Annotated in this window: 22 protein-coding genes; 6 read left to right on the top strand and 16 right to left on the bottom strand. The window is 68.9% G+C overall.

Translation table 11 applies throughout. From position 1 onward, the window contains the following. Positions 1 to 108: 108 nt before the first annotated feature. Positions 109 to 747 carry a TIGR03086 family metal-binding protein gene (locus HOV91_RS16435; RefSeq protein WP_174186263.1) on the bottom strand — a complete coding sequence of 213 codons (639 nt, stop codon included), beginning with the start codon at positions 745 to 747 and terminating at the stop codon, positions 109 to 111. A gap of 89 nt (positions 748 to 836) precedes the next feature. Here HOV91_RS16435 and HOV91_RS16430 point away from each other — a divergent pair, with 89 nt between their 5' ends. After that, positions 837 to 1,808, top strand: coding sequence for a helix-turn-helix transcriptional regulator (locus tag HOV91_RS16430; RefSeq protein ID WP_174186262.1), 972 nt, complete (start codon positions 837 to 839; stop codon positions 1,806 to 1,808). A gap of 183 nt (positions 1,809 to 1,991) precedes the next feature. Here HOV91_RS16430 and HOV91_RS16425 read toward each other — a convergent pair whose 3' ends face one another. Beyond that, the gene (locus HOV91_RS16425; RefSeq protein ID WP_312884651.1) at positions 1,992 to 3,449 is read right to left on the bottom strand and encodes an MFS transporter; all 1,458 of its coding nucleotides are present in this window, start codon (positions 3,447 to 3,449) and stop codon (positions 1,992 to 1,994) included. A gap of 71 nt (positions 3,450 to 3,520) precedes the next feature. On the opposite strand from HOV91_RS16425, the gene HOV91_RS16420 reads away from it, so the two are divergent. Then, entirely contained in the window at positions 3,521 to 4,003 is a 483-nt protein-coding gene (locus HOV91_RS16420) for a MarR family winged helix-turn-helix transcriptional regulator (protein ID WP_174186260.1), read from the top strand. A 16-nt stretch (positions 4,004 to 4,019) separates the two neighbouring features. On the opposite strand, the gene HOV91_RS16415 is transcribed toward HOV91_RS16420, so the two are convergent. Continuing rightward, positions 4,020 to 4,835 carry an AraC family transcriptional regulator gene (locus HOV91_RS16415; protein WP_312884650.1) on the bottom strand — a complete coding sequence of 272 codons (816 nt, stop codon included), beginning with the start codon at positions 4,833 to 4,835 and terminating at the stop codon, positions 4,020 to 4,022. A 66-nt stretch (positions 4,836 to 4,901) separates the two neighbouring features. Between HOV91_RS16415 and HOV91_RS16410 the strand changes: the two genes are divergently transcribed. Next, positions 4,902 to 5,828 carry a DMT family transporter gene (locus tag HOV91_RS16410; RefSeq protein WP_174186259.1) on the top strand — a complete coding sequence of 309 codons (927 nt, stop codon included), beginning with the start codon at positions 4,902 to 4,904 and terminating at the stop codon, positions 5,826 to 5,828. Positions 5,829 to 5,845: 17 nt separating this feature from the next. Here HOV91_RS16410 and HOV91_RS16405 read toward each other — a convergent pair whose 3' ends face one another. Next, a complete protein-coding gene (locus HOV91_RS16405) occupies positions 5,846 to 6,067 on the bottom strand; it encodes a hypothetical protein (protein ID WP_174186207.1) in 222 nt (73 codons plus the stop codon). A 154-nt stretch (positions 6,068 to 6,221) separates the two neighbouring features. Between HOV91_RS16405 and HOV91_RS16400 the strand changes: the two genes are divergently transcribed. Beyond that, positions 6,222 to 7,082 carry a class I SAM-dependent methyltransferase gene (locus HOV91_RS16400; protein WP_312884649.1) on the top strand — a complete coding sequence of 287 codons (861 nt, stop codon included), beginning with the start codon at positions 6,222 to 6,224 and terminating at the stop codon, positions 7,080 to 7,082. A 24-nt stretch (positions 7,083 to 7,106) separates the two neighbouring features. On the opposite strand, the gene HOV91_RS16395 is transcribed toward HOV91_RS16400, so the two are convergent. From HOV91_RS16395 to HOV91_RS16360, 8 genes are all read right to left on the bottom strand, one after another. Beyond that, on the bottom strand, positions 7,107 to 7,691 hold the full coding sequence (locus HOV91_RS16395) for an NADPH-dependent FMN reductase (protein ID WP_174186257.1): 585 nt from the start codon (positions 7,689 to 7,691) through the stop codon (positions 7,107 to 7,109). A gap of 83 nt (positions 7,692 to 7,774) precedes the next feature. Then, positions 7,775 to 8,146, bottom strand: a complete 372-nt coding sequence (locus HOV91_RS16390; RefSeq protein ID WP_174186256.1) for a hypothetical protein — start codon at positions 8,144 to 8,146, stop codon at positions 7,775 to 7,777. Between the two features lie 11 nt (positions 8,147 to 8,157). After that, a complete protein-coding gene (locus HOV91_RS16385; protein ID WP_312884648.1) occupies positions 8,158 to 8,634 on the bottom strand; it encodes a roadblock/LC7 domain-containing protein in 477 nt (158 codons plus the stop codon). Next, positions 8,631 to 9,461 carry a hypothetical protein gene (locus HOV91_RS16380; RefSeq protein ID WP_174186255.1) on the bottom strand — a complete coding sequence of 277 codons (831 nt, stop codon included), beginning with the start codon at positions 9,459 to 9,461 and terminating at the stop codon, positions 8,631 to 8,633. Before HOV91_RS16380 ends, HOV91_RS16385 begins: the two co-directional genes overlap by 4 nt. Further along, complete coding sequence (locus HOV91_RS16375; protein WP_217440541.1) at positions 9,451 to 9,804, bottom strand: roadblock/LC7 domain-containing protein; 354 nt, start codon at positions 9,802 to 9,804, stop codon at positions 9,451 to 9,453. The genes HOV91_RS16380 and HOV91_RS16375 overlap by 11 nt, the downstream gene beginning before the upstream one ends. A gap of 471 nt (positions 9,805 to 10,275) precedes the next feature. Then, positions 10,276 to 10,512 carry a hypothetical protein gene (locus HOV91_RS16370; protein ID WP_246350211.1) on the bottom strand — a complete coding sequence of 79 codons (237 nt, stop codon included), beginning with the start codon at positions 10,510 to 10,512 and terminating at the stop codon, positions 10,276 to 10,278. Between the two features lie 222 nt (positions 10,513 to 10,734). Further along, on the bottom strand, positions 10,735 to 12,684 hold the full coding sequence (locus HOV91_RS16365) for a VWA domain-containing protein (protein WP_312884647.1): 1,950 nt from the start codon (positions 12,682 to 12,684) through the stop codon (positions 10,735 to 10,737). A gap of 25 nt (positions 12,685 to 12,709) precedes the next feature. Beyond that, positions 12,710 to 14,104 (bottom strand): sigma 54-interacting transcriptional regulator, encoded by a 1,395-nt coding sequence (locus HOV91_RS16360; protein WP_174186252.1) that lies wholly within the window; start codon positions 14,102 to 14,104, stop codon positions 12,710 to 12,712. A 75-nt stretch (positions 14,105 to 14,179) separates the two neighbouring features. Here HOV91_RS16360 and HOV91_RS16355 point away from each other — a divergent pair, with 75 nt between their 5' ends. Beyond that, a complete protein-coding gene (locus tag HOV91_RS16355; RefSeq protein WP_174186251.1) occupies positions 14,180 to 14,341 on the top strand; it encodes a ribbon-helix-helix domain-containing protein in 162 nt (53 codons plus the stop codon). 12 nt (positions 14,342 to 14,353) lie between these two features. Then, positions 14,354 to 14,692, top strand: a complete 339-nt coding sequence (locus tag HOV91_RS16350) for a VOC family protein (RefSeq protein ID WP_174186250.1) — start codon at positions 14,354 to 14,356, stop codon at positions 14,690 to 14,692. A gap of 114 nt (positions 14,693 to 14,806) precedes the next feature. Here the strand turns inward: HOV91_RS16350 and HOV91_RS16345 are convergent, their stop codons facing one another. The 4 genes from HOV91_RS16345 to HOV91_RS16330 form a co-directional block, all read right to left on the bottom strand. Next, a complete protein-coding gene (locus HOV91_RS16345) occupies positions 14,807 to 16,507 on the bottom strand; it encodes a hypothetical protein (RefSeq protein WP_174186249.1) in 1,701 nt (566 codons plus the stop codon). A 243-nt stretch (positions 16,508 to 16,750) separates the two neighbouring features. Beyond that, entirely contained in the window at positions 16,751 to 17,779 is a 1,029-nt protein-coding gene (locus HOV91_RS39880) for a transglycosylase SLT domain-containing protein (RefSeq protein WP_246350208.1), read from the bottom strand. 432 nt (positions 17,780 to 18,211) lie between these two features. After that, complete coding sequence (locus HOV91_RS16335; RefSeq protein WP_174186248.1) at positions 18,212 to 18,700, bottom strand: hypothetical protein; 489 nt, start codon at positions 18,698 to 18,700, stop codon at positions 18,212 to 18,214. 362 nt (positions 18,701 to 19,062) lie between these two features. Next, entirely contained in the window at positions 19,063 to 19,824 is a 762-nt protein-coding gene (locus tag HOV91_RS16330) for a MerR family transcriptional regulator (RefSeq protein ID WP_217440539.1), read from the bottom strand. Positions 19,825 to 19,833 lie beyond the last annotated feature (9 nt).

Here is a 19,833-nt window from a genome sequence, read left to right as displayed (position 1 = left end):
TCGAGGACATAACCTGCCGCGCACCTCGATCGGCCCGCCGCGAGGCCGACAGATCGCCGGTCGCCGACCCCGCATCGGGTCGGCGACCGGCGAACCGTCCACCGGCGCTCAGGCGCGCGGCTCACGTCCCAGGTAGCGCAGCAGGTCCGCGACTGCGGTGCTGTCGGCCGGGCCGTCCACGATCGCGGCGTACGCGCCCCACTGGCGCAAGGGTTCGACGATCTCGGCTGCCTCGCCGCTGCCGGGCGCCGGATGGATGGCGCGTGCGGCGGTGAGCAGGTGGGTGGCGAGTTCGTCGGTCAGCGGCGAGGGCTGGCCGGTGGCGACCGCGATGTCCCAGGCGTGGACGGCGGCGTCCAGCGCGCACATCACCGCGGCGACCGGGGTGGCGAGCGCGCCGTGCGGCAGCGGCGTCGGCACGGTCTCGGTGGCGTCGTCGACCGTGGCCCAGGCGACGGAGGTCTGCTCGATCGCCTCGCGCACCAACTCCGATGCGGGTCCCTCGATCGCGCCGGAGGGCGCGAAGGGGTTGTACGCCGGGCCGTCACCGATGCCGAGGACCTCGGCGAAGGCCAGCTGATCGCCTGCGGCGTGCTGAATCACCTGGGTCACATCCCATTCCGAGCACGGCGTGGGCAGGTGCCACTGGTCCGCGCCGACGCCCGCGACAACGGTCTCCAGCGCGCGGTAGGAGTCGGTGAGCACGTCGCGCCAGACAGTCGGGAGGGCGGGGGTGGTGGCGTTCATGTCGGAGCCTTTCGAGTCGTCCTTGCTGCTGACATCAGCCTATGCGGCAATTAGGCTATTTCTGTTCCTAATATGAGGAGGAGAAAAAAGTGGCGTCGACCACGACGCGGCTGCTGCGGTTGCTCGCACTGCTGCAGGACCGCGCCTACACCGGTCGTGAACTCGCCGAGCGACTCGGCGTCACCGATCGCACACTGCGCCACGACATCCGGCGGCTGCGCGAGCTGGGCTACCCGGTGCACGCCGCCCGCGGCGCGATCGGCGGCTACCGGCTCGGCCGCGGCACGACCATGCCGCCCCTGCTACTGGACGACGACGAGGCGGTCGCTGTCGCGGTCGCGGTCGGGCTCGCCGAGGACGGTTCCACCGGCATCGCGGACATCGCCGAGCACGTCACGAAAGCCTTGGGCAAACTGGATCAGATCTTGCCGAAACGCTTGCAGCGCAAAGTGTCCGCGCTGCGCGAAGCGACGGCGATCGGTCCGGCCACGACCGGATCGCGGGAGCCGGACGCGCCGGTGCCCGCCGCCGTCCTCACCACCCTGGCCGGCGCCGTCCGCGACGGCGCGACGGTCCGGATCGAGGAAGCCGCGACCGGGTCTCCCGTCGAGATCGAGCCGTACCGGCTGATCAGCTGGCAGCGCCGCTGGTATCTGGTCGCCTACAGCCTGGAAGACCACTCCTGGCGCGCGATCCCGCTGGCCGGGCTCCTTCGCGCCGAGGCGAGTTCCCGCCGTTTCGCGGCCCGCTCGCTCCCCGACGACGATCTGGTCGCCTTCGTCATGCGCCACATCGCCACCACGGGGTGGAAGGTGCAGGCCCGAGTCACCGTGCTCGCCCCCGCCGAGACCGTCATCGCCCGGATCAACCCCGCCGTCGGCGTGGTCGAGGCGGTGGACGCGAACACCTGCGTCCTCTACACGGGCGCGGACGCCCTGGAGACGATCGCCATCTACCTGTCCATGCTGATGATGGACTTCCGCGTGAACGGCCCGCCCGAACTCGTCGCCCACATCCGCGCCCTCGGCCGCCGGTACACCGAGGCCGTCGCCGACACCTGAATTCGAAGACGACCGAGACACGACGATGCGCATGGCCGGCGAAGGCGTTCGCAGAACCACCGTGTCGATGTCGCGTGAGGCCCCGAATCTGCGCCCGGCGAGGTGCGTTCGAATTCCACTCACGCATCAGCGGAGACCACGCGGACGCCGGCCCCGGGTGACCCCGGAGTGTTGCCTCAGTCGTCAGGAATGCCCGGTGGTGGTCGCCGCGTCGGGCGTCTTGCGCATCGGGATCAGCGCGGTCAGGCCGATCGCGGCCAGCGCCGCCGCCATGGCGATGAGGAAGGTGGTGTGGAACCCGTCGCGCGAGGGCAGCAGGTGCGGGCCGAGCTGGATGGTCAGGTGCGCGAGCACCACGCTCATCACCGCCGCCGAGGTCGACGTGCCGATCGAGCGCATGAGCGAGTTCAAGCCGTTGGCCGCGGCGGTCTCGGTGAGCGGCACCGCGCCCATGATCAGCGCGGGCATCGCCGCGTAGGCCAGGCCGACGCCGCCCGCGACGATCACCGAGGCGAGCATGATCTGCCAGACGCTGTTCATCAGGACCACCGCGCACAGGTAACCGACGGCGATCACCGCCGACCCGAGCGCGAGGGTGACCTTCGGCCCCCGGCTCGCCGACAGCCGCGCCGACACCGGAGACAGCAGCATCATCACGAAACCGGTCGGCGCCAGCGCCAGTCCCGCGCTGACCATGGACAGGCCGAAGCCGTACCCGGTCTGCTCCGGCGCCATGAGCAACTGCGGAAAGGTCAGCGACATGCCGTAGAGCGAGAATCCGACGGCGATCGAGGCGAGGTTTGTGAACAGCACCCTCGGGCGCGCCGACACCCGCAGGTCCACCAGCGGCGAGCGCTGCCGCAGTTCGAAAGCGCCCCAGCCGAGGAAGACCACCACCGAAACCGCGAAGAGGATCAGGATGGGCGCGCTGGCCCAGCCCCAGTCCGCGCCCTTGGTGATCGCGATGAGCAGCGTCAGCAGCGCTGCCGACAGTCCGATCGCGCCGCCGAAGTCGAACCGCGCGGGCGTGCGTACCGGCGACTCGGGCACGAACCGGAAGACCAGTGCGGCGCAGACGACGCCGAGCCCGGCGGAAGTCCAGAACAGCACATGCCAGTTCGCGTTCTGTGCGATGGCCGCCGCGACCGGCAGGCCGATCGCGCCGCCGACGCCGAGCGTGGCGCTCATGATCGCCATCGCCGAACCCACCCGCTCGGCGGGCAATTCGTCGCGCATGATGCTGATGCCCAGTGGGATGGCTCCGACCGCCGCACCTTGCAGGGAGCGGCCGACGATCTCGGGCAGCAGCGTGGAGAACGACGCGCAGACCACCGAACCGGCCACCAGCAGAAGCAGATTCGCGAACAAGACACGGCGCTTGCCGAACATGTCGCCGAGCCTGCCGCTGATCGGGGTCGCCACCGCGCCCGCCAGCAGCGTGGCCGTGACCACCCAGGAGGCGTTGGACGCCGAGGTGTGCAACAGCGTGGGCAACGACGGAATGATCGGAATGACGAGCGTCTGCATCAGCGAGACGACCACGCCGACCGTGCCGAGCGTCGCGATGAGCAGGGCCGGCGCGGGACCGAGCCGGTCGCCGGAACCAGAGACGGTCGAGGACGCGTCGGCAGCTACAGTCACATATGCACGGTACATATGCTGTGTATGGTGCACAATTTGATCTCGGCGTGATGCGCGCGACATAGTGGGGCATGTCCGATTCCGGCCCAGGCGACAGCGCAGCGCTGACCCGCCTCGCCTTCGAACTCTCGCTGCTGTCCAGGCACTTCCCCGCCGCCCTGCTACGGCGCCCCGGCTTCCGGCTCGACCGCTCGGCGTATCTGATCCTGACCAGGCTGGAACTGGACCAGCCGCTGAGCCTGCGCGAGCTTTCCGAAGCATTCCGATTGGACATCTCCACGATCAACCGTCAGGTCGGCGCCATGCTCAAACAGGGGTTGGTCGACCGGGTGCCCGACCCGGACGGCGGCATCGCCCGCAAGATCCGCGCCAGCGCCAAGGGATTGGACTTCCTGGCCTCCGACCGCAAGCAGAGCCGACAGGGCATCGGCTCGGTGGTAGCCGAGTGGACCGACGACGACGTCGATCAGTTCGGCAGGCTCATCGCGCGCTTCAACCAGTCGGTCGAGAACAGGGAGGACAACCCCTGGCCCCGCCCGCCGGGGCTGGAGTGAAGGCCGGATCGAACGGTCACGCCGCCGAGTACACGCCCGGGGTGATGCCGTAGCAACGCCGGAACCACCGGGTGAGATGGGCTTGGTCGGCGAAACCGGCGGCGGTGGCCGCTTCGGCGACCGGGCGGCCCGCCGCGATCAGGCGCCTGGCCGCGCGCAAGCGCAGGAGACGCTGGTAATCGCTCGGCGCGAGGCCGTAATTCGCCCGGAAGGCGCGGTACAGCGCGAACCGGCTCGCGCCGCTCGCCTCGACCAGGTCGTCCATGGAGAGCGGGTCGAGATAGCGGTCGTCGAGGACGGCGCGCACGCGACGGGCGACGGCCGCGTCCGGCCGGGCCGTCGAGCGAACCTGCGGCCTGCGCGCCCCCCGCTGCACCAGCGCCGCGACCGAAGCGGCCAGCGCCTCGTCCGCCGCGAGTTCGGTGGCCGGGCCGGTGAGGCCCGCGCAGAGGCGGCGTAGCGCCGAGGTGAGCACCGGATCGCGCAGCACCGGGTCGGCGAACAGAGGCAGCCCGGTCGGGCGGCCCGCCTGATCGGAAAGCAGGTCGGTGACCAGTTCGGTGCCGATGTGCACGATCGAGTAGGTGAAGCCATGCTCGGTGGTGCTGTGGCCGTTGTGCGGCTCGTCCGGGTTGAACGCCATCACCATGCCCGCCGCGCTGGTCCGCGCGGCGCCGCGGCAATCGAAGCTCTGCGCGCCGAACTCGGTGAAACCGAACGAGTAGGTCTCGTGACTGTGCGGGTGGTAGACGTGCCGCTCGAAGTGCGCGTGCATCAGTTCCACCGGGCGGTTCGGCATTCGCCGGTACCGCACCCACTCACCGTCGGCCACCGTCCCATTGTGCGCCGCGCACCAGCGTTCAATACCGCAGGGTGATGGGTCACCAGGATCGGATCCGTGCGTATCCGAATGTTGCTCGTTGTGGTCATGGCGTTGTGGGGCAGCGCCTTCGCGTGCTCGAAACTCGCGATTCGGGAGATCCCGTACGAGGTGGCGGGATTCCTCCGCTTCTTTCTCGGCGCCGTCATTCTGCTCGTCGCCCTACGTATGCCCAGGATCGCGGTACGGGAGTTCGGGCGTGTGGCGGCGCTCGGGCTTGTCGGCGTCTTCGGCTACAACTTCCTCTTCTTCCTCGCACTCGCCATGGCGCCCGCCGCGGACGGCAGTGTGATCGTGCCGATGGCGGCGCCGGTCGTCACCGTCACCGTCACGGCCGTGCTGACTCGCACCCGGCTGCCCCTCGTGCGCACCGTCGGGATCGCCGTGGCGGTCTGCGGTGGCACCGTCTTCTTTCTCGGTATTCCGTCCGGCGGTGGGGACCGGATGCTCGGTGACCTCCTCTTCCTCGCCGCGGCCGCCTGCTGGGCGTGCTACACCATGTTCGGCGCCCCGGTCCTGACCCGTATCTCGGCCCCGGCCGTCACCGTCTATGCCACCGTCACCGGCGCATTGGCGCTGGGTGTGGTCGCACTGCCGCACCTGTCCGGCGTGGCATGGTCCGAGCTCGGCCCCGGTTTCTGGCTCAACCAGGCATATCTGGGCGTCCTGCCGACCGCGCTCGCGTACGTCCTCTACTATCGCGCGGTCGGCGAGGTCGGCCCGGCGACCGCCGCCTCCGCCATGTTCCTGGTTCCCGCCTTCGGCCTCGCCTGCGCGTGGGTGCTGCTCGGTGAAGCCATCGAGCCCGTCCAAGCGCTCGGCGCCGCGATGATGTTCGCCGGAGCATGGCTCAACACCCGCGACGGCAAACCTCGTGCGGCCGTCGTGCCGCCGATCGAACCGGATGCCGACGATTTGCCCCTCTCACCGGGAGCACGGCGCTAGGCTCTGCGGTAGTTCGGCTATCCGCCGCAGACCTGCCGGTGCGCGTTGCGCAACGCGACCGCGAGCGGATCCTGCGACAGGCCGTACGGGTCGATGCTGTTGCGCACCAGATAAATAGCTCCGCCGACCACCAGGCACAGCGGAGTCGGCGGCTGCGACGGCGGATTCGCCTGCGCGATCGTCGTGGCCCCTGCCATGAACGAACCGGCGATCACCAACGCCGCGAGCATTTTTCGCATCGTGGAGTCCTTTCGTCGCCGCACAGCGTACGCCGGATACCGCCGCCGAGCCCCGGGAATCCGGGGTATCGGACGGATCCGGTTCGCAGCTCGGACACCCTGCCGAGTCCTGGCCGTTAATACCCGCGGACGGCTCGGCGATTTCGAACCGAAGGTGGTAGCCGCCGGGATTCTCGCCGTCACCCCGGACCGCCGCTTCGAGCTGCCCGCGGGCGCCGCGGAAGTGCTCACCGACGCCACCAGCTTGAACTACCTGGCGCCGTTGGCGCGCATGCTGGCCGCCGCGGCGGTGCAGTCACCGGCGCTGATCCGGGCCTATCGGGACGGCGGCGGCGTCGGTTGGTCGGAGTTCGGCACGGATATGCGCGAGGCGCAGTCCGATATGAACCGGCCGTGGTTCAAGCAGCGACTCGCGGCAGCGCTGGCGGATGTCCCGGACGTCGCCGCCACGCTGTCGCGGCCCGGCGCACGGGCCGCCGACGTCGGCTTCGGTGGCGGCTGGTCCAGCATCGCGCTGGCCAGGGCCTTCCCGGAGCTGACCGTCGACGGCTACGACATCGACGAACCGTCGGTGACCATGGCGAACCGCCATGCCGCCGAGGCCGGTCTCCCGGATCGGGTGCGGTTCCACCGCGCCGATGCCGGGTCCGCCTTGGGCGAGCAGACCTACGACGCGATCTTCGCCTTCGAATGTCTGCATGACCTGCCCTATCCGGTCGAAGTGCTGGCCGCCGTGCGCCGGGCGCTGCGTCCCGGCGGCACGGTGGTCGTCATGGACGAGGCGGTGGCGCCCGAGTTCCGGGCGCCCGCCGACGACATCGACCGGCTGATGTATGGGTTCAGCCTGCTGATCTGTCTGCCCGACGGCCGCGCCCATCCCGGCTCGGCCGCCACCGGCACCGTCATGCGTCACGATGTCTTGCGCCGTTACGCCCGCGACGCGGGCTTCGCCGACGTCCAAGTGCTCCCGATCCACGACTTCGGCTTCTGGCGCTTCTACCGCCTGATCCCCTGACCGCGCGCGCCGAACCCCGAACTATCAAGCGGTATAAGGGTGTTCGGCGCGGGCCGACCGCAGTGCCTTGCCCCACCAGACCAGCTGGCCGAGCAGTTGATCGGCGGCGGCGACCGGCATGTCCGGGTCCGTCGGCTGCCCCGCGGCGTCGAACCGCCTGCCCGCATCGTGGAAACTCACCGTGTCGCGCACGGTGACCGCGTGCAATTCGGCGAAGACGTGCCTGAGGTGCTCCACGGCGCGCAAGCCACCGGAGATGCCGCCATACGAGACGAATCCCACCGGCTTGGCCCGCCATTCGGTGTAATGCCAGTCGATGGCGTTCTTCACCGACGCCGGATAGCTGTGGTTGTACTCCGGTGTCACCACGACGAAAGCGTCCGCCGCGGCCAGCCGGGGGCCGACCGCCGCCAGCGCCCGCGCCGCCTCCGGTTCGGGACGGTGGGAAAGCCGTTCCGGCAGCGGTGTTTCGGCCAGATCGACGACGTCGACGGTGACGTCATCGTGCTGGTCGGCGTGTGCGGCGAACCATTTCGCGACGGTCGGGCCGAAGCGGCCCGCACGAGTACTGCCGATGATGACGGCGAGATTGATCGGGTTGTCAGGCATGGCGCATTCCCTTCGACGCGTATCGATGCGGGAACAGCTTCGAGCCTGAACAAAGGTTGAGGTCAAGTCGGCGCGAGCGCCGGTCAGACCTCCAACTCCTCCTCGATGCCCTTCAGGCGGTGCCTGGCCATCGCCAGGTTCGCCCGGCCCCGGTCCAGAGCCAGGTAGAGGAACAGGCCCTTGGATTTGCGACCGGTCATCGGCCGGATGATGTGGTACTGGCCGGACAGCGTGATGAGGATGTCCTCGATGTCCTCCTTGAGGCCCAGTTGGTCCATGGTTCGCATCTTCGCGCGCACCACCTCGGTGTTGCCCGCGCCCGCTACCTGGAGATCCAAGGACTTGGAACTGCCGAGCATGCCCAGCGCCATGCCGCTGTTGTAGTCGACGACGGCGGCGCCGATCGCGCCGTCGATCACCATCATGTCTTTGAGTGCCAGATCCATATTGGACATATCTGTTCCTTTCAGTGGGTTTTCGTTGCCTGTTCGCTCGCCGCGTCAGTTGCCACCGGCGTCAGCAAGTCGGCGATCGCGCGGGCCGCCGGACGGGATTCCAGATGCAGCCTGCCGATATTCACCTCGGGGGCGGCCAAAACGGTCAGCGAGGCCCAGCCCGCCGCGTAGATCACCACGTGCCCGCCGGTGCCGTGCACCACGACCTCGCGGAAGCCGCCGCCGTGCGCGGTGCTGGCCAGCCGGTGCGAGAGCGACAGCTGCGAGGCGGCCATCGCGGCCATCCCGTTGGGCTCGATCTGCGGAGGTAGATCGTGGGCGACGAGCAGCCCGTCATTGGACGCCACCAGCGCGCCGGTCAGCCGAGGGACCCGATCGCGCAGTGCTTTCAGTTCCGTGAGCACCGCCGCGTTCGGTTCGGGGCCGGACATCGTCACCTTGGTCAACCTTCCCATCCAATCGCCGAGCAGTTTCTTGCGCGCGGTCACGCGAGCTCCTCCAAAGCCGCTTGCAGGCGGACGAGCAGGTCGCGGTCCGGCGGCTCGGACCGCTCGGCGACGGTGACCGGCGCCGAGTGCCGCCCGCGGCGCCGTGGGAGCCGGCCCGGCTCGGCGACCACGCGGGCGACCGCCGGCGACTCGGCGGCCACCGGCGCGAGCACGGCCGGTTCGATCGCCACCGGAACAGACGACCCAGCGGGCGGCTCGATCAACCCCGCCGCGGTCAGATCCCGCACCGCGACCAGACATCCATAGGTGGTGCGGCCGAGCTCGCGGCCGATCCCGGCGACGCTGCGCCGTGCGTCGGCGGCGGCCAGCACCTCGGCCTGCCCCCCGGTGAGCATCACGCGCCGTCGCCGTACCCGGCGGACCGGGACGACGGGGGCGCGATCGACCAGATCCGCGGGCCACGGCCCGGAGTCCGGATCGCCGCGCCGCGCGCACTCCTGCACGAGAACCCGGGGTGTGATGTGGCAGACGGGGGCGAGCCAGTGCGGCGGCGCGGGCCGGAATTCCGGGACGGTGGGCGTGGCCAGCAAGAAGTAGGCGGCATCGAAAACCGACAGCATCGCGAGCGTCTCCAGCCGTGGCCGCCCGAGCACCCGGCCGGGATCGCCCGACCCGGCGCGCCGCCAATCCTCGGCCGTGGCCACCCCGGCCTCGACGACCAGCCGGTCCAGCCCGGTGGTGCGCCTGCAGTCGGCGGAAACGATCGCTCCTTCGGCGAGATGAAACGCACCGTCGCCCGCGTGCAGCACCCCCGTACGTCCTTCCTTCTCCAGCCGCCGCAATTCGACTGCGAGTTCAGGGCTCATCAGCGTCCTCGGCCATTTCGTCGAGAATTCCGCGCAGCTGGAATCGCGCCATCGCCAGATTCCCGGTGTCCTCGTCGAACAGCACGTGCACGAAAAGCCGCCCGTCGAAGTCGCCGTTGACGAGGTTCAGCAGGTGATATCCGCGGGTTCCGCAGACGATGATCTCGGTGACGTCGTCGCCGCCGGTGGACAGCGCCGGGCAGGCGAGCACGGCGCGCACCACATCCGTTGTGGCCGCAGCGTCTTCGTGCTCGTCCACCAGGTCGTGCCTGCCGTCCGCGGCGATCGCCAGACCGCTCGCGCCGTCCACCAGCGTCACACTGCGCGCACCCGGAATATCCATGATGCGTTTCAGAGAGCCGTCGATACCGATCACGCGCCACCACTTGTCATGTGAGGGGTTTACGGGTTCCAGACGCTACACACGGGCGCGGCGGGCTGTACAGCAAATCGGGGAGAAATTTCCGGTAAAAATTATTTTCCCTGGCAGGACGGAATAATACCTTTCGGTATTCAATACCTTTTGGTATTCATACCCGTCGGTTTTTCCGGGCAACACGCCGGATTCGGCCACAATAAGTCCTCTATACGGCCATTCGACTGCCCCGCTGCCACTTACGCGACACGACTGCGACTATTCACGCACGGACATGCGCCGCCGGAGAAGACACGGACGCGGGGACTCCGCGGCTGCGCGCCGCACCTTGCCGCGCCCGCGCCCGTACGGCACTGTCACAGCCGCAGTCACCGCACAGCAATCACAAGATCGGGACGTGCGAACGCGGCCTCGGCCGCGCCGCCGGACGACGAGCGGTCAGCCGCCGGTGAGGCCGGTGGAGATCTTGACCACCACTTTGTCGTCGGTGACCTCCTGCACCGTGACGGTGCTCCCGTCGGCGGACTGGGTCTCCCCGACCGGCACGGTGACCTCCTGACCACCCACCGACAACGTGACCAGATTGCCGTTCACGGCAAGGAGTTTCGCTTCGATGCCCAGGATGCTCGCTCGGGCGTCCACACCGCGGGCGAAGGTGACCGTGCAACCGCTCACGGTGCAATCGGTCTTCGTACCAGGGCCTTCCGTCGTGCAGGCAGCCACTCCGAGCGAAGTCACCAAAGCGAACAAGGACACTGCGACGAGCCGACGAAAAGCCACGCGCTCAGTGTAGAGCCGATCGACCTCGCGGTGCGGCACATGCGCCGTTCCGAGCCGACGCACTGCCGTTGCCGTTCCCAGCCGACGCACCGTCGCTGCCGTTGCCTTGCCGGAACTTCAGCCCCGGCCGCGCAGGTAGTCGCTCACCACGGCGGCGCCGAGACCGTCCAGATCCGGCGCCACCACCCGGCCGCCGCTGCGGCGGGCCATCAGGTCGACGAACGCGGCCAAGCGCGGGTCGTCGCCGAGCATGAACACCGTCACCGACGCGCCCAGCTTCGCCAAGGCGTCGACCTGCGCCATGGTCACGGCCAGCGTGCGCGGCTCCGGCGGCCAGTTGAAATACGCTTCGCCATCCGGCTCCAGATGCGCTGTGGGCTCGCCATCGGTGACGACCAGCACCACCGGCACCGCGTCCGGATGCCTGCGCAGGTGCGCCGCCGCCAACAGCAGCGCGTGGTGCAGGTTGGTGCCCTGCTCCCAAACACCCTCCAGCGCGGTCAGTTCGCCGATGTCCACGGTCGTGGCGTGCCTGCCGAAGGTGATCACGCTCAGCGCGTCGGAACGGAACCGGGTGCCGATCAGATGGTGCAGCGCGAGGGCGGTGCGCTTCATCGGCACCCACCTGCCGTCCTGCACCATCGACCAGGACGTATCCACGCACAGGGCGACGGCGGCTCTGGACCGCTGCTCGGTTTCCATGATCTCGACATCGGAGACGTCCAGCGTCACCCGGCGCCTGCCCGTCGACGCCGACCGCAGCACGGCATTGCGCACGGTCCGCGACACGTCCCACGGCTCGGTGTCGCCGAATCGCCACGCCCGGGACCCGCCCGTCGGCTCGCCTGCCGCACCCGCCAGGGCCGTGTCCCGCTCGCCGCGCCGGGACCGCAACTGCCCGACCACATCCCGCAGCGCCACCTCGCCGAGCCGCCGCAAAGCCTTGGGCGTCAACCGCAATGAGCCGTCCTGCGCCCGCTCGAAGATGCCCTGCCTGCGCAATTCGCGCTCCAGCTCGGCCAGCCGGGCCGCGTCGACGCCTGCCTCCGGGCCGAGGTGGCGCGTCAACGCCTCCAGGTCGATGTCCTCCAGCCGGGCGCCGGCGTAGGTCTGCCCGAGTTGTTCGGCGAGCGCGTCGAGTTCGGCGAGATCCTGCAGTGCCTGCGCGCCCGCGCCGAGGCCGAGCGGGTCCTCGCCGCGGAAGGGCCGCCCGGAGCTCCAGTCCTCGCCCGGGCGCAGCGCCCGCAGATGCGCGTCCAGCGCGGCCACCTGCTGGGCGATCCCGGGGTCGCCGAACGCCTGGCCGATCAGCTCCGACAGCTCCGCGCGCTGCTGCTCGGACATCGAGTTCATCATTCGCTGCGCGGCGGCGGCGCGGGCGGCGAGAGCGTCGACCAATTCCGCGGTGTCGCGCGGATTCTCGGGGAAGAACTCGCCGTGCTCGGCCATGAACTCGGCGAACCGCTGCTCGGTGTCCTCACCCCGCGCGTGCGCGGCGAGCAGGTCGTTCAGGTCGGCCATCATCCGCCTGACCCGCTCGACGTCCTGGGGCGTGGTGTTCCGCAGAGCCTGTTTCATGCCCTGGAAGCGCGATTCCAGCAGTTCGCGTCCGAGCAGGTCGCGGATCTTCTGGTAGTTCTCGCGGCCGGTCTCCGAGCGCCAGGGGTACTCGGCGAGTTCGGTGACGGCGGCGGCCGTGCTCGACGGCAGGGCGTCCAGCTGCGCCTCGGCGAACCTGGCGTCGTCGGATGGGTCGGGGAACAGCGCGCCGCGCTCGGCTTCCAGCGCCTGCTCCAGCAGTTCGCGGACCTGCTGCAACGTGCCGTCCAGCCGGTGACGACGCGAGATCTCCGCGCGACGCTGCCACAGCTTGCGCGTCAGCTCCTCCAGCCCCGGCACGGAGCCGGTGCCACGGCGCAACAGCTCTTGCAAGGCGTTGCGCGGCGAGCTGCCCTCCATGACCTCGCGTCCGATCCGGTCCAGCGCCTCGCGCAGGTCCAGCGGAGGCGCCAAAGGGTCGGGCCCGTCGTGGTAGGGGCCGTAGGCGTAGCGGTCGGGCGTCGTCACGATGCCCCGCAGGCAACCGCGGCCCTCATCGCCCGTACACCGCCGTGCCGTCGTCGGAGTCCTTCGCGATCTGCCGGGCCAGGTAGAGCGCCTCCAACGCGAATTCGACGGCCGAGGCGATCCGGGGCGGCGGATCGGCCGCGTCGACGCCGAGCCGTCCGGCGACCTCGTGCAGGACCGGCAGCTCGGGCAGCGCCGACAGCACGTCCTCGCCGGGCACCCGTTCGCCGGTGGTGACCAGGTGCCCGTCGCCGACCGCCTCGGCCAGCGGCCGCAGGTTCAGACCGCCGAGCAATGCCCGCGCGGTCTCGGCGAACGAGCGGCGCAGCAGGTGCGTGAGATGTTCCTGTTCCCGGCCCTCCTCACCGGACTCGAACTCCAGCTTGCCGCGCAGCACCGCGGGCACGGATTCCAGGTCCACCGGACGCGCGACCGCGGGACGCTCGCCGGTGACGGCGGACCTGCGCAGCGCGGCCGCGGCCACCGTCTCGGCGGCGGCGACGGCGAATCGCGCGGAGACGCCCGAGCGCTGATCGATCGCGGACGACTCGCGCAATTGCCGCACGAAACGAGCGAGCACTTCGATCAGCGGATCGCCCACCTCGGCCACCAGCTCGGCCTCCTGCCGGACCAGAGCCACTTCGGCCTCGACGCTGAGCGGGTAGTGGGTGCGGATCTCCGCGCCGAACCGGTCCTTCAGCGGCGTGATGATCCGGCCGCGGTTGGTGTAGTCCTCCGGGTTGGCGGTGGCGACCAGCAGGACGTCCAGGGGTAGGCGCAGGATGTAGCCGCGGACCTGGATGTCGCGTTCCTCCATGACGTTCAGCAGCGCGACCTGGATGCGTTCGGCGAGGTCGGGCAGCTCGTTGATCGCCACGATGCCGCGATGCGCGCGGGGCACGAGCCCGAAGTGGATGGTCTCCGGGTCGCCGAGGCTGCGCCCCTCGGCCACCTTGACCGGGTCGACGTCCCCGATCAGGTCACCGACGGAGGTGTCCGGCGTGGCGAGCTTCTCGGCGTAACGCTGCGAGCGATGCCGCCACGCGACAGGCAGTTCGTCACCCAGTTCGGCCGCCAGCCGCCGACCGGCCGGGCTGATCGGGTCGAGCGGGTGTTCGCCCAGCTCGGCGCCCGCGATCACGGGTGTCCACTCGTCCAGTAGGCCGACCAGGGACCGCAGCAGCCGGGTCTTTCCCTGGCCGCGCTCACCGAGCAGCACCACGTCGTGCCCGGCCAGCAGCGCCCGTTCCAGTTGCGGCACGACAGTCCGTTCGAACCCGACGATGCCGGGCCACGGGTCGGCGCCGGAACCCAGCAGGCCGAGCAGGTTCTCGCGGATCTCGGTCTTCACACCACGCGGCAGGTAGCCGGCCGAACGCAGCTCGCCCGCGGTAGTGGGCAGATGTTCGGGAACTTTCACGAAATCGACGCTACGTCCATTCCGCCATCCGGTCGACCTCGCGTCGCTAGCTTGCTAGCATGCTAGCATCGGCTCGTGGGCGACGAGGAAGTGAAGCAGTTCAACGTGTACCTGCCGATCGGACTGATCAAGCAGGTGAAGTTCCACGCCATCGAGTCGGGCTCGTCCCTGTCGGCGCTGGTAGCGGACGCGTTGCGCGCCTACCTCGCGGACACCCCTGGCAACGATCGCGACTGAAGGAGATCCGCTGTGACGACGAAGGGCATCGAGGGCGTACACGTGCAGACGCACAATTGGGGCAAGACCGCGAGGTTCTTCCAAGCCCTCGGCTACGAGCCGGAGTTCACCACCGACCACAACTCCGGCCTGTTCCGCAACGGCGACGGTCCTTACGTCTTCATCGAGGAGATTCCGAACAACCAGACCCCCCGGACCCAGCTGATCCTGACCGTCGCCGATGCCGACGCGTTCCAGCCGAACAGCGACCTCGACGTGGTGACGCCCTTCGAGGCAACCCACTACGGGACGAAGGAGATGACGGTGCGCGACCCCGACGGGCGTACGTGGAGCCTCCAGTCCCAGGGCTGATATCGCGCCGTACCGAATCACGGGTCTTCAAGCGGAAAAGCCCCCGGACAGGGGGCTTTTCTCACAGTGAGATCCGAGTGTGGTCCTCGCGAGCCACAAGGTGCGGAGTCCGGACTACCGCCTGGTGAGCTGCGGTCGGATAGCGGCGCGCGGCGGCATCGCGGCGGAAACGTCGTCGTCTTCGTGCGGGATCGGTGCCGTGTCTGCGGCCAGGACCGGGGTGACCTGTTCCATCCGCGCCGGGCGCTCGTCGCCGTTCGCGCTCGGTCCGTAGTGCTGGGCCACGCTCGCGCCGATCGGCTCCAGCGCAGGAGCGTTCGACTCGCCGGCCTCCGTGCGCGCGAAGGGCTTCCCGTCGGCCGCACGCCCGGCAATCGCCTCCGCGTCACCGATGACCTCGGAATCCGGCTCGGCAGTCGCGACGTGCTCTTCATCGGCCGCGCGGACGGCGACCGCCTGCGGAGCACCACTGATCAGGTGCGTTTCGGCGGTCTCCTGGCGCGCCACGTGCTCGTCGGCCGTCTCCGCGACCCCGGCGGCGCTCGGTCCGGGCGCGGCGGCGGTGGGGTGCTCCACCGGCGGCACGGCGGGATCGGCCTGCTTGCTGAACCGGATCCGGTTCAGCGTCTGGCGCACCGCCGCCGCCAACCGTGCGTCCAGTACCGCCTCGTCCGGACCGGCATCGACAGGCCCTTGCGCACCGTTCGCGGCAACCGCAGGTGGCCGTTCGACCGCCGGGAACGGAGTGGTGGCCAGCCACAGCTCGGTGAGTTCCGGCGCGGGATGGGCGGCGGGGGCCGCGCTTTCGGCAGCCGCGGCGGGCTGCGGCGCTTCGACCGCAGAGTTCTGTCCGGGGTGCGGGACGGCCGCGCCTTCCGGAGCGGGGGCAGGCTGCTGCGCGGCCGCGGTGTCCCCGGCGGGGCGAGCGGGCGCCGCCGGCTCCATGAGGATGCTCGGCAGGATCTGGTTCCCGGCTCCGCCGACCTGGGTCAGCGCCGCCAGTCGTTCCTGGAGATCCTCGTGGTCGGGCACGGCGGCGGTCGCTTGCTCGATCGCGCGCCCATATCGCTCGGCGACGAGCCGGTGGGTGACGAGCGCGACGCCGATCATGATCGGCGCGATCGCGTGGATACCGATCCCGGCCAGATCTCCTGCCCGGAAATACGGGAACGTGTTCAGCGCGATGCTCGCCGTCAGCAAGACGCCCTCGACGGTGTAGACCTGCCACAGCCGATCGATCACACCCCACTCGGCGGTGTCCCCGGTGGACAGCATCAGCGCGACGAGCACCGCGCTGATCAGTGCTTCCAATCCGTAGGACAGCCAGAACATCGGATTGGTCACGCCGCCGGTCGGCGCGATGTTCTGCTGCACCGTGACCGCGGAGAACAGCATCGAGAACGCGACCACACCCGCGAGCAGTCCCAGCACCCGCGGCTTGCGCTGGTGCAGACGAGCGACTTTCGCGTGCGGGCTGCTGCTGTGGCGCTGCTCACCGATCGCCTGCGCGGCCCGCAGCAGGTCGGCGGCCTCGCGTTCGGCCAGCTCGGCGGCCGTGCGCCGCACCCGTTCCGCGGCGTCGGCGGCCGCCTGGATGCGCGCCCGTTTCTCATGGCGCTCGTAGTCGCGCACCAGCTCGGCCAACTCGCGGGAGGCGGCGAGCTCCCGCTCCGATAGTGCTTCGAGCAGTGCCGGATCGTCCTGGTGGGCCAACCGCTCGTGCGCGATCTGCACCCGATCCGGCAGTGCGCCGGCCACCAGATCATCCACCGGCGGCGCCCCAGCGGGCGCGTTGGTCGTGAAACGACGGAACATCAGCAAAGAACCTTTCCGACGATCGAGTGTTCCAGACGCAGCGCGCCAGAGCCGCCTCGGCCGTCGACCACTTCCGCCGAACCGGACGACCGACCCGGCCCAGACCGAAAAGATAACCCGTCATCGAAATCCGTTCGACCCGACGAGCAAACGGGACCGATCGGTGTCCTCCGCCGGGCAGCGGGACGAACCACCCAGGACAGAGCTCGGGTCACGAGGCGCATCGTCCCGCGCGATCGCCGCTCAGTAGCCTTTCGGCGAACGGTTCGGATCGGCTTGCTGGACCTTCGCCTGCAGGTCGTGGCCGTCTCGGGAGACGCCGTATCGTTCCATGACATAGTTCATACTGGCGGCGACGTTGGCCACCGGATCGTGAATGTTGTTGGACGTCCCGGCCACATGATAGGCCGAGAAGGTGCCCGGGATGGTCTGGGTAAGCCCCCTGGATGCCTTGCCTGCCGCGGCATTGCTGTCCCAATTGTTGACGGCGTTGGGGTTTCCGTTCGATTCCCGTTCGATCAGCACCTGATAGCCGCGCTTCCAGTATTCGCGGGCCACCGGATCGGTGATACCAAGTGCGTCCAGCGCGCCCTCGATCGCCGCGTCGACCGAGACGTTGCCCTGGTAGCGGGCGTAGTCGGCGGTCGTCGCCGCGGGCACGAAGCTCGGGCCGGGCGAGTAGCTGCGCTGCATGTAGTTGCTCGGCACGTAGTTGCTGGGCGGCGCGGACGTCGGGGTGTACGTGGGGGCGGAACCATCGATGTCTCTCGCGTGGGTCTGGACTCGGTCGTTGGCCTTCTCGATCTCGTCCTGCACGTTGTCGATCGTCTTCAATACGGTGTTCGCCAGCCGCGTTTCGATGTCGGGGTCGATGAATTCCTTGCCGGGACTCGGCTTCGGCACCCTCAGCGCATCCTGCAGAAGTTTGACGTGTTGCTTGACCGCCGCGAAAGTGCCGCTCGAGGTGTCGTAGGCGCCATAGGCGGACAGGTCGACATTGCTGTCCTGCTTGTGAATCTCGTCTTTGATGTCGCGGAACTCTTGCGCCCGGTCGGAGTAACCCTTGGCCATGACGGACTTGTCCTCGTCACCGGTGATGAGCTTCTCGTCGCGCAGCAGCTTCAACAGATCCGGCGCCTGCGAGGGCGAACCCGTCGCCAGCAGATCCGCGGAGGTCTGAATCGCCTCCCGCGCCGCCTCGAGGAGTCCGACGAACCCGGGGCGCACGCCGGCGGGCGGGTCGAGTTTCACCACCCAGCGTTCGGGGCTCATCGCGGCACCCGAACCCGCTTCGGCTGCCGACCTGCGAACACCGCCATCATCACCTCACGCCGGACAACCCTCATCAGGCCCTACGCGGCCTGCCACTGCGACACTCCGAGTATCGCGCAGGGGAGAATGGCCCATTCCCGGCACTGGGAGCAACGTCCAGCGAAACTTCGGCCGATCACCCGTCCCGGGTCTTCCCGCGCCGCACCACCGTTCGATGTGAGCTTGCGAACCGACGCCGCCGCGCCCGGACGGCGGATTGCGCGATTGAACGTGAAAATGACCGGCGTCATCGCCGGGGCGGGTCGAAGACGGGCGCCCCGACGATAACGTGTATTCCACCCACAACCATCAGCGGTCGGGGTTGTTCATCGATTGGGTGGATGTTTGCAGTAGATCACCGCTGCTGACGGTCGCGCATTTATCGCGCGAAGATCATCTCACTTTATCGTATCCGCCCGCCGCATTCCGTGTGTATCGGGTGCCGATGGGATCTCCGTAGGAGTTCGTGAGGGTCATCCGCTGGTTGTATTCCGCAGATTCACGGGCACTGCAGAACCGGAGCTTCAGGGAACCCTTGTTGTCGCCGAGGCCGCTGTCCAAGTCGTTGATCCTCATCCACACGTCCTCGCCACCTGCGAAATGGCGTCGAAGATCCAAGGCCTCCGGCAGGCCTTGTTCCCCTACGCGATAGATCACCTGGCCGACCCGGGCCTCGTCTCCGCTGTAGGGATACTTGGGGTCTCCCTTGCGTATCTCCTGGACATAATAGTTCCCCTGCAGTCCCGTACCGTCGGATTTGCACGTGCACGCTTCACCGCTATTGCTGTTGAAGGACCAACTGCCATCGGCGTACAGGTTCCCCGCCTCAGGTATTTTACCGATGTGCTGCCAACCTTTGTTCGCGTGAATCTCGGTTTCCATTTGCCCAGTCCTTTCGTAGTGGAGTGACCCAGTGAAAATGGCTGGAAAAAGGTGCTGCCGAAAACCAGTGCAACATCGTGACGACACGAGCTCAGGTCCAGCGGCAAGATGCTCGCCGGGAATGAGCCGGTTTCGCGCCGCCCGCAGGATGGAACGCCCTGCCTCACGTACTGTATCGCCGCTCCTACGATCTTCAGCCGCTCGCCACGGCACGTCGCACGGTCTAGGAATGGAGGCGACGGCGAAGTACCGCACTCGCTGCGGTGTGATTCCTCCGCTCCCTCGCGCTGTGCGCGGTGGTAGTGCGGCGCACCGGCAACACCCGATCCGAGCCATCCCGCGCGGCCTCGAAGTAGCTGGCTTCAGCCGAGCTGCCCTGCGGTTCGGCGCCGCTCGGCGCGGTGGGCGAGCGCATCGATGATTCGTTGCCACGCCGGTGACGCCTCGGAGATCCGGGAAGAGATCAGCCGCAGGCTCTCCGGTCGACCGCCGTTTCGTTCGTGTGCGATCTCCCATGCGTCCAGGTCTTCGATGAGCCGGTCCAGGCGTGGATCGTCGGGATCCCAGTCGACTGATTGATCGCAGGCGAGATACAGGCGCATCGTCTCGGAGTCGTCGAGGCCCGCGGTCTTGTCCCTGATCCGCTGCGGCATGGAGCGCGGGTCCAGAGCTTGCAGCAGGATCCACGAGTCGCGCTCGAGTCGTACCCGCCGTTCGCTGACGCCGAGACCGCGCATCCGGTTAAGGATGGCGACCACCTCCGGGGGCAGGACAAGACTTTCACCGCTTGCCAAATCGGCGATGCGGCTGCGGAATTCGGTGAGCTGGTCGATCTTGCGCTGCAATTCGGCGTCGATGTCGATGATGGCCGCGGCGAATTCGGTCGGCTGGGCGTGCAGCAGCGCGTCGATGCGGGCCAGCGGAATACCGGCGTCGGCGAGGGTCCTGATCCGGATGAGGTCCACCGCGGCTTGCGCGCTGTAGCGGCGGTAGCCGGAGGCATCACGCTCGGGCTCGGGCAGCAGGCCCACGTGGTGGTAGTGGCGAACGGTGCGGACGGTCACGCCTGCGGTCGCCGCGAGCCGGCCGATGGTCAGCACCGTTCCCCTGTCGTCGTCGGGCATGGTCGTGCC

Source organism: Nocardia barduliensis (assembly GCF_013315795.1).
GTDB classification, from domain to species: domain Bacteria; phylum Actinomycetota; class Actinomycetes; order Mycobacteriales; family Mycobacteriaceae; genus Nocardia; species Nocardia barduliensis.
The sequence above is the reverse complement of the archived record's forward strand: the minus strand, read 5'-3'. Positions and strand labels throughout refer to the sequence as shown.

Excerpts from the sequence above, each read along its gene's own strand:
- HOV91_RS16435 (WP_174186263.1), bottom strand. The coding sequence starts at position 747 with ATGAACGCCACCACCCCCGCCCTCCCGACTGTCTGGCGCGACGTGCTC.
- HOV91_RS39880 (WP_246350208.1), bottom strand. The coding sequence starts at position 17,779 with ATGAGCCCCGAACGCTGGGTGGTGAAACTCGACCCGCCCGCCGGCGTG.
- HOV91_RS16420 (WP_174186260.1), top strand. The coding sequence starts at position 3,521 with ATGTCCGATTCCGGCCCAGGCGACAGCGCAGCGCTGACCCGCCTCGCC.
- HOV91_RS16395 (WP_174186257.1), bottom strand. The coding sequence starts at position 7,691 with ATGCCTGACAACCCGATCAATCTCGCCGTCATCATCGGCAGTACTCGT.
- HOV91_RS16380 (WP_174186255.1), bottom strand. The coding sequence starts at position 9,461 with ATGAGCCCTGAACTCGCAGTCGAATTGCGGCGGCTGGAGAAGGAAGGA.
- HOV91_RS16375 (WP_217440541.1), bottom strand. The coding sequence starts at position 9,804 with ATGGATATTCCGGGTGCGCGCAGTGTGACGCTGGTGGACGGCGCGAGC.
- HOV91_RS16330 (WP_217440539.1), bottom strand. The coding sequence starts at position 19,824 with ATGCCCGACGACGACAGGGGAACGGTGCTGACCATCGGCCGGCTCGCG.
- HOV91_RS16335 (WP_174186248.1), bottom strand. The coding sequence starts at position 18,700 with ATGGAAACCGAGATTCACGCGAACAAAGGTTGGCAGCACATCGGTAAA.
- HOV91_RS16390 (WP_174186256.1), bottom strand. The coding sequence starts at position 8,146 with ATGTCCAATATGGATCTGGCACTCAAAGACATGATGGTGATCGACGGC.
- HOV91_RS16405 (WP_174186207.1), bottom strand. The coding sequence starts at position 6,067 with ATGCGAAAAATGCTCGCGGCGTTGGTGATCGCCGGTTCGTTCATGGCA.
- HOV91_RS16345 (WP_174186249.1), bottom strand. The coding sequence starts at position 16,507 with ATGTTCCGTCGTTTCACGACCAACGCGCCCGCTGGGGCGCCGCCGGTG.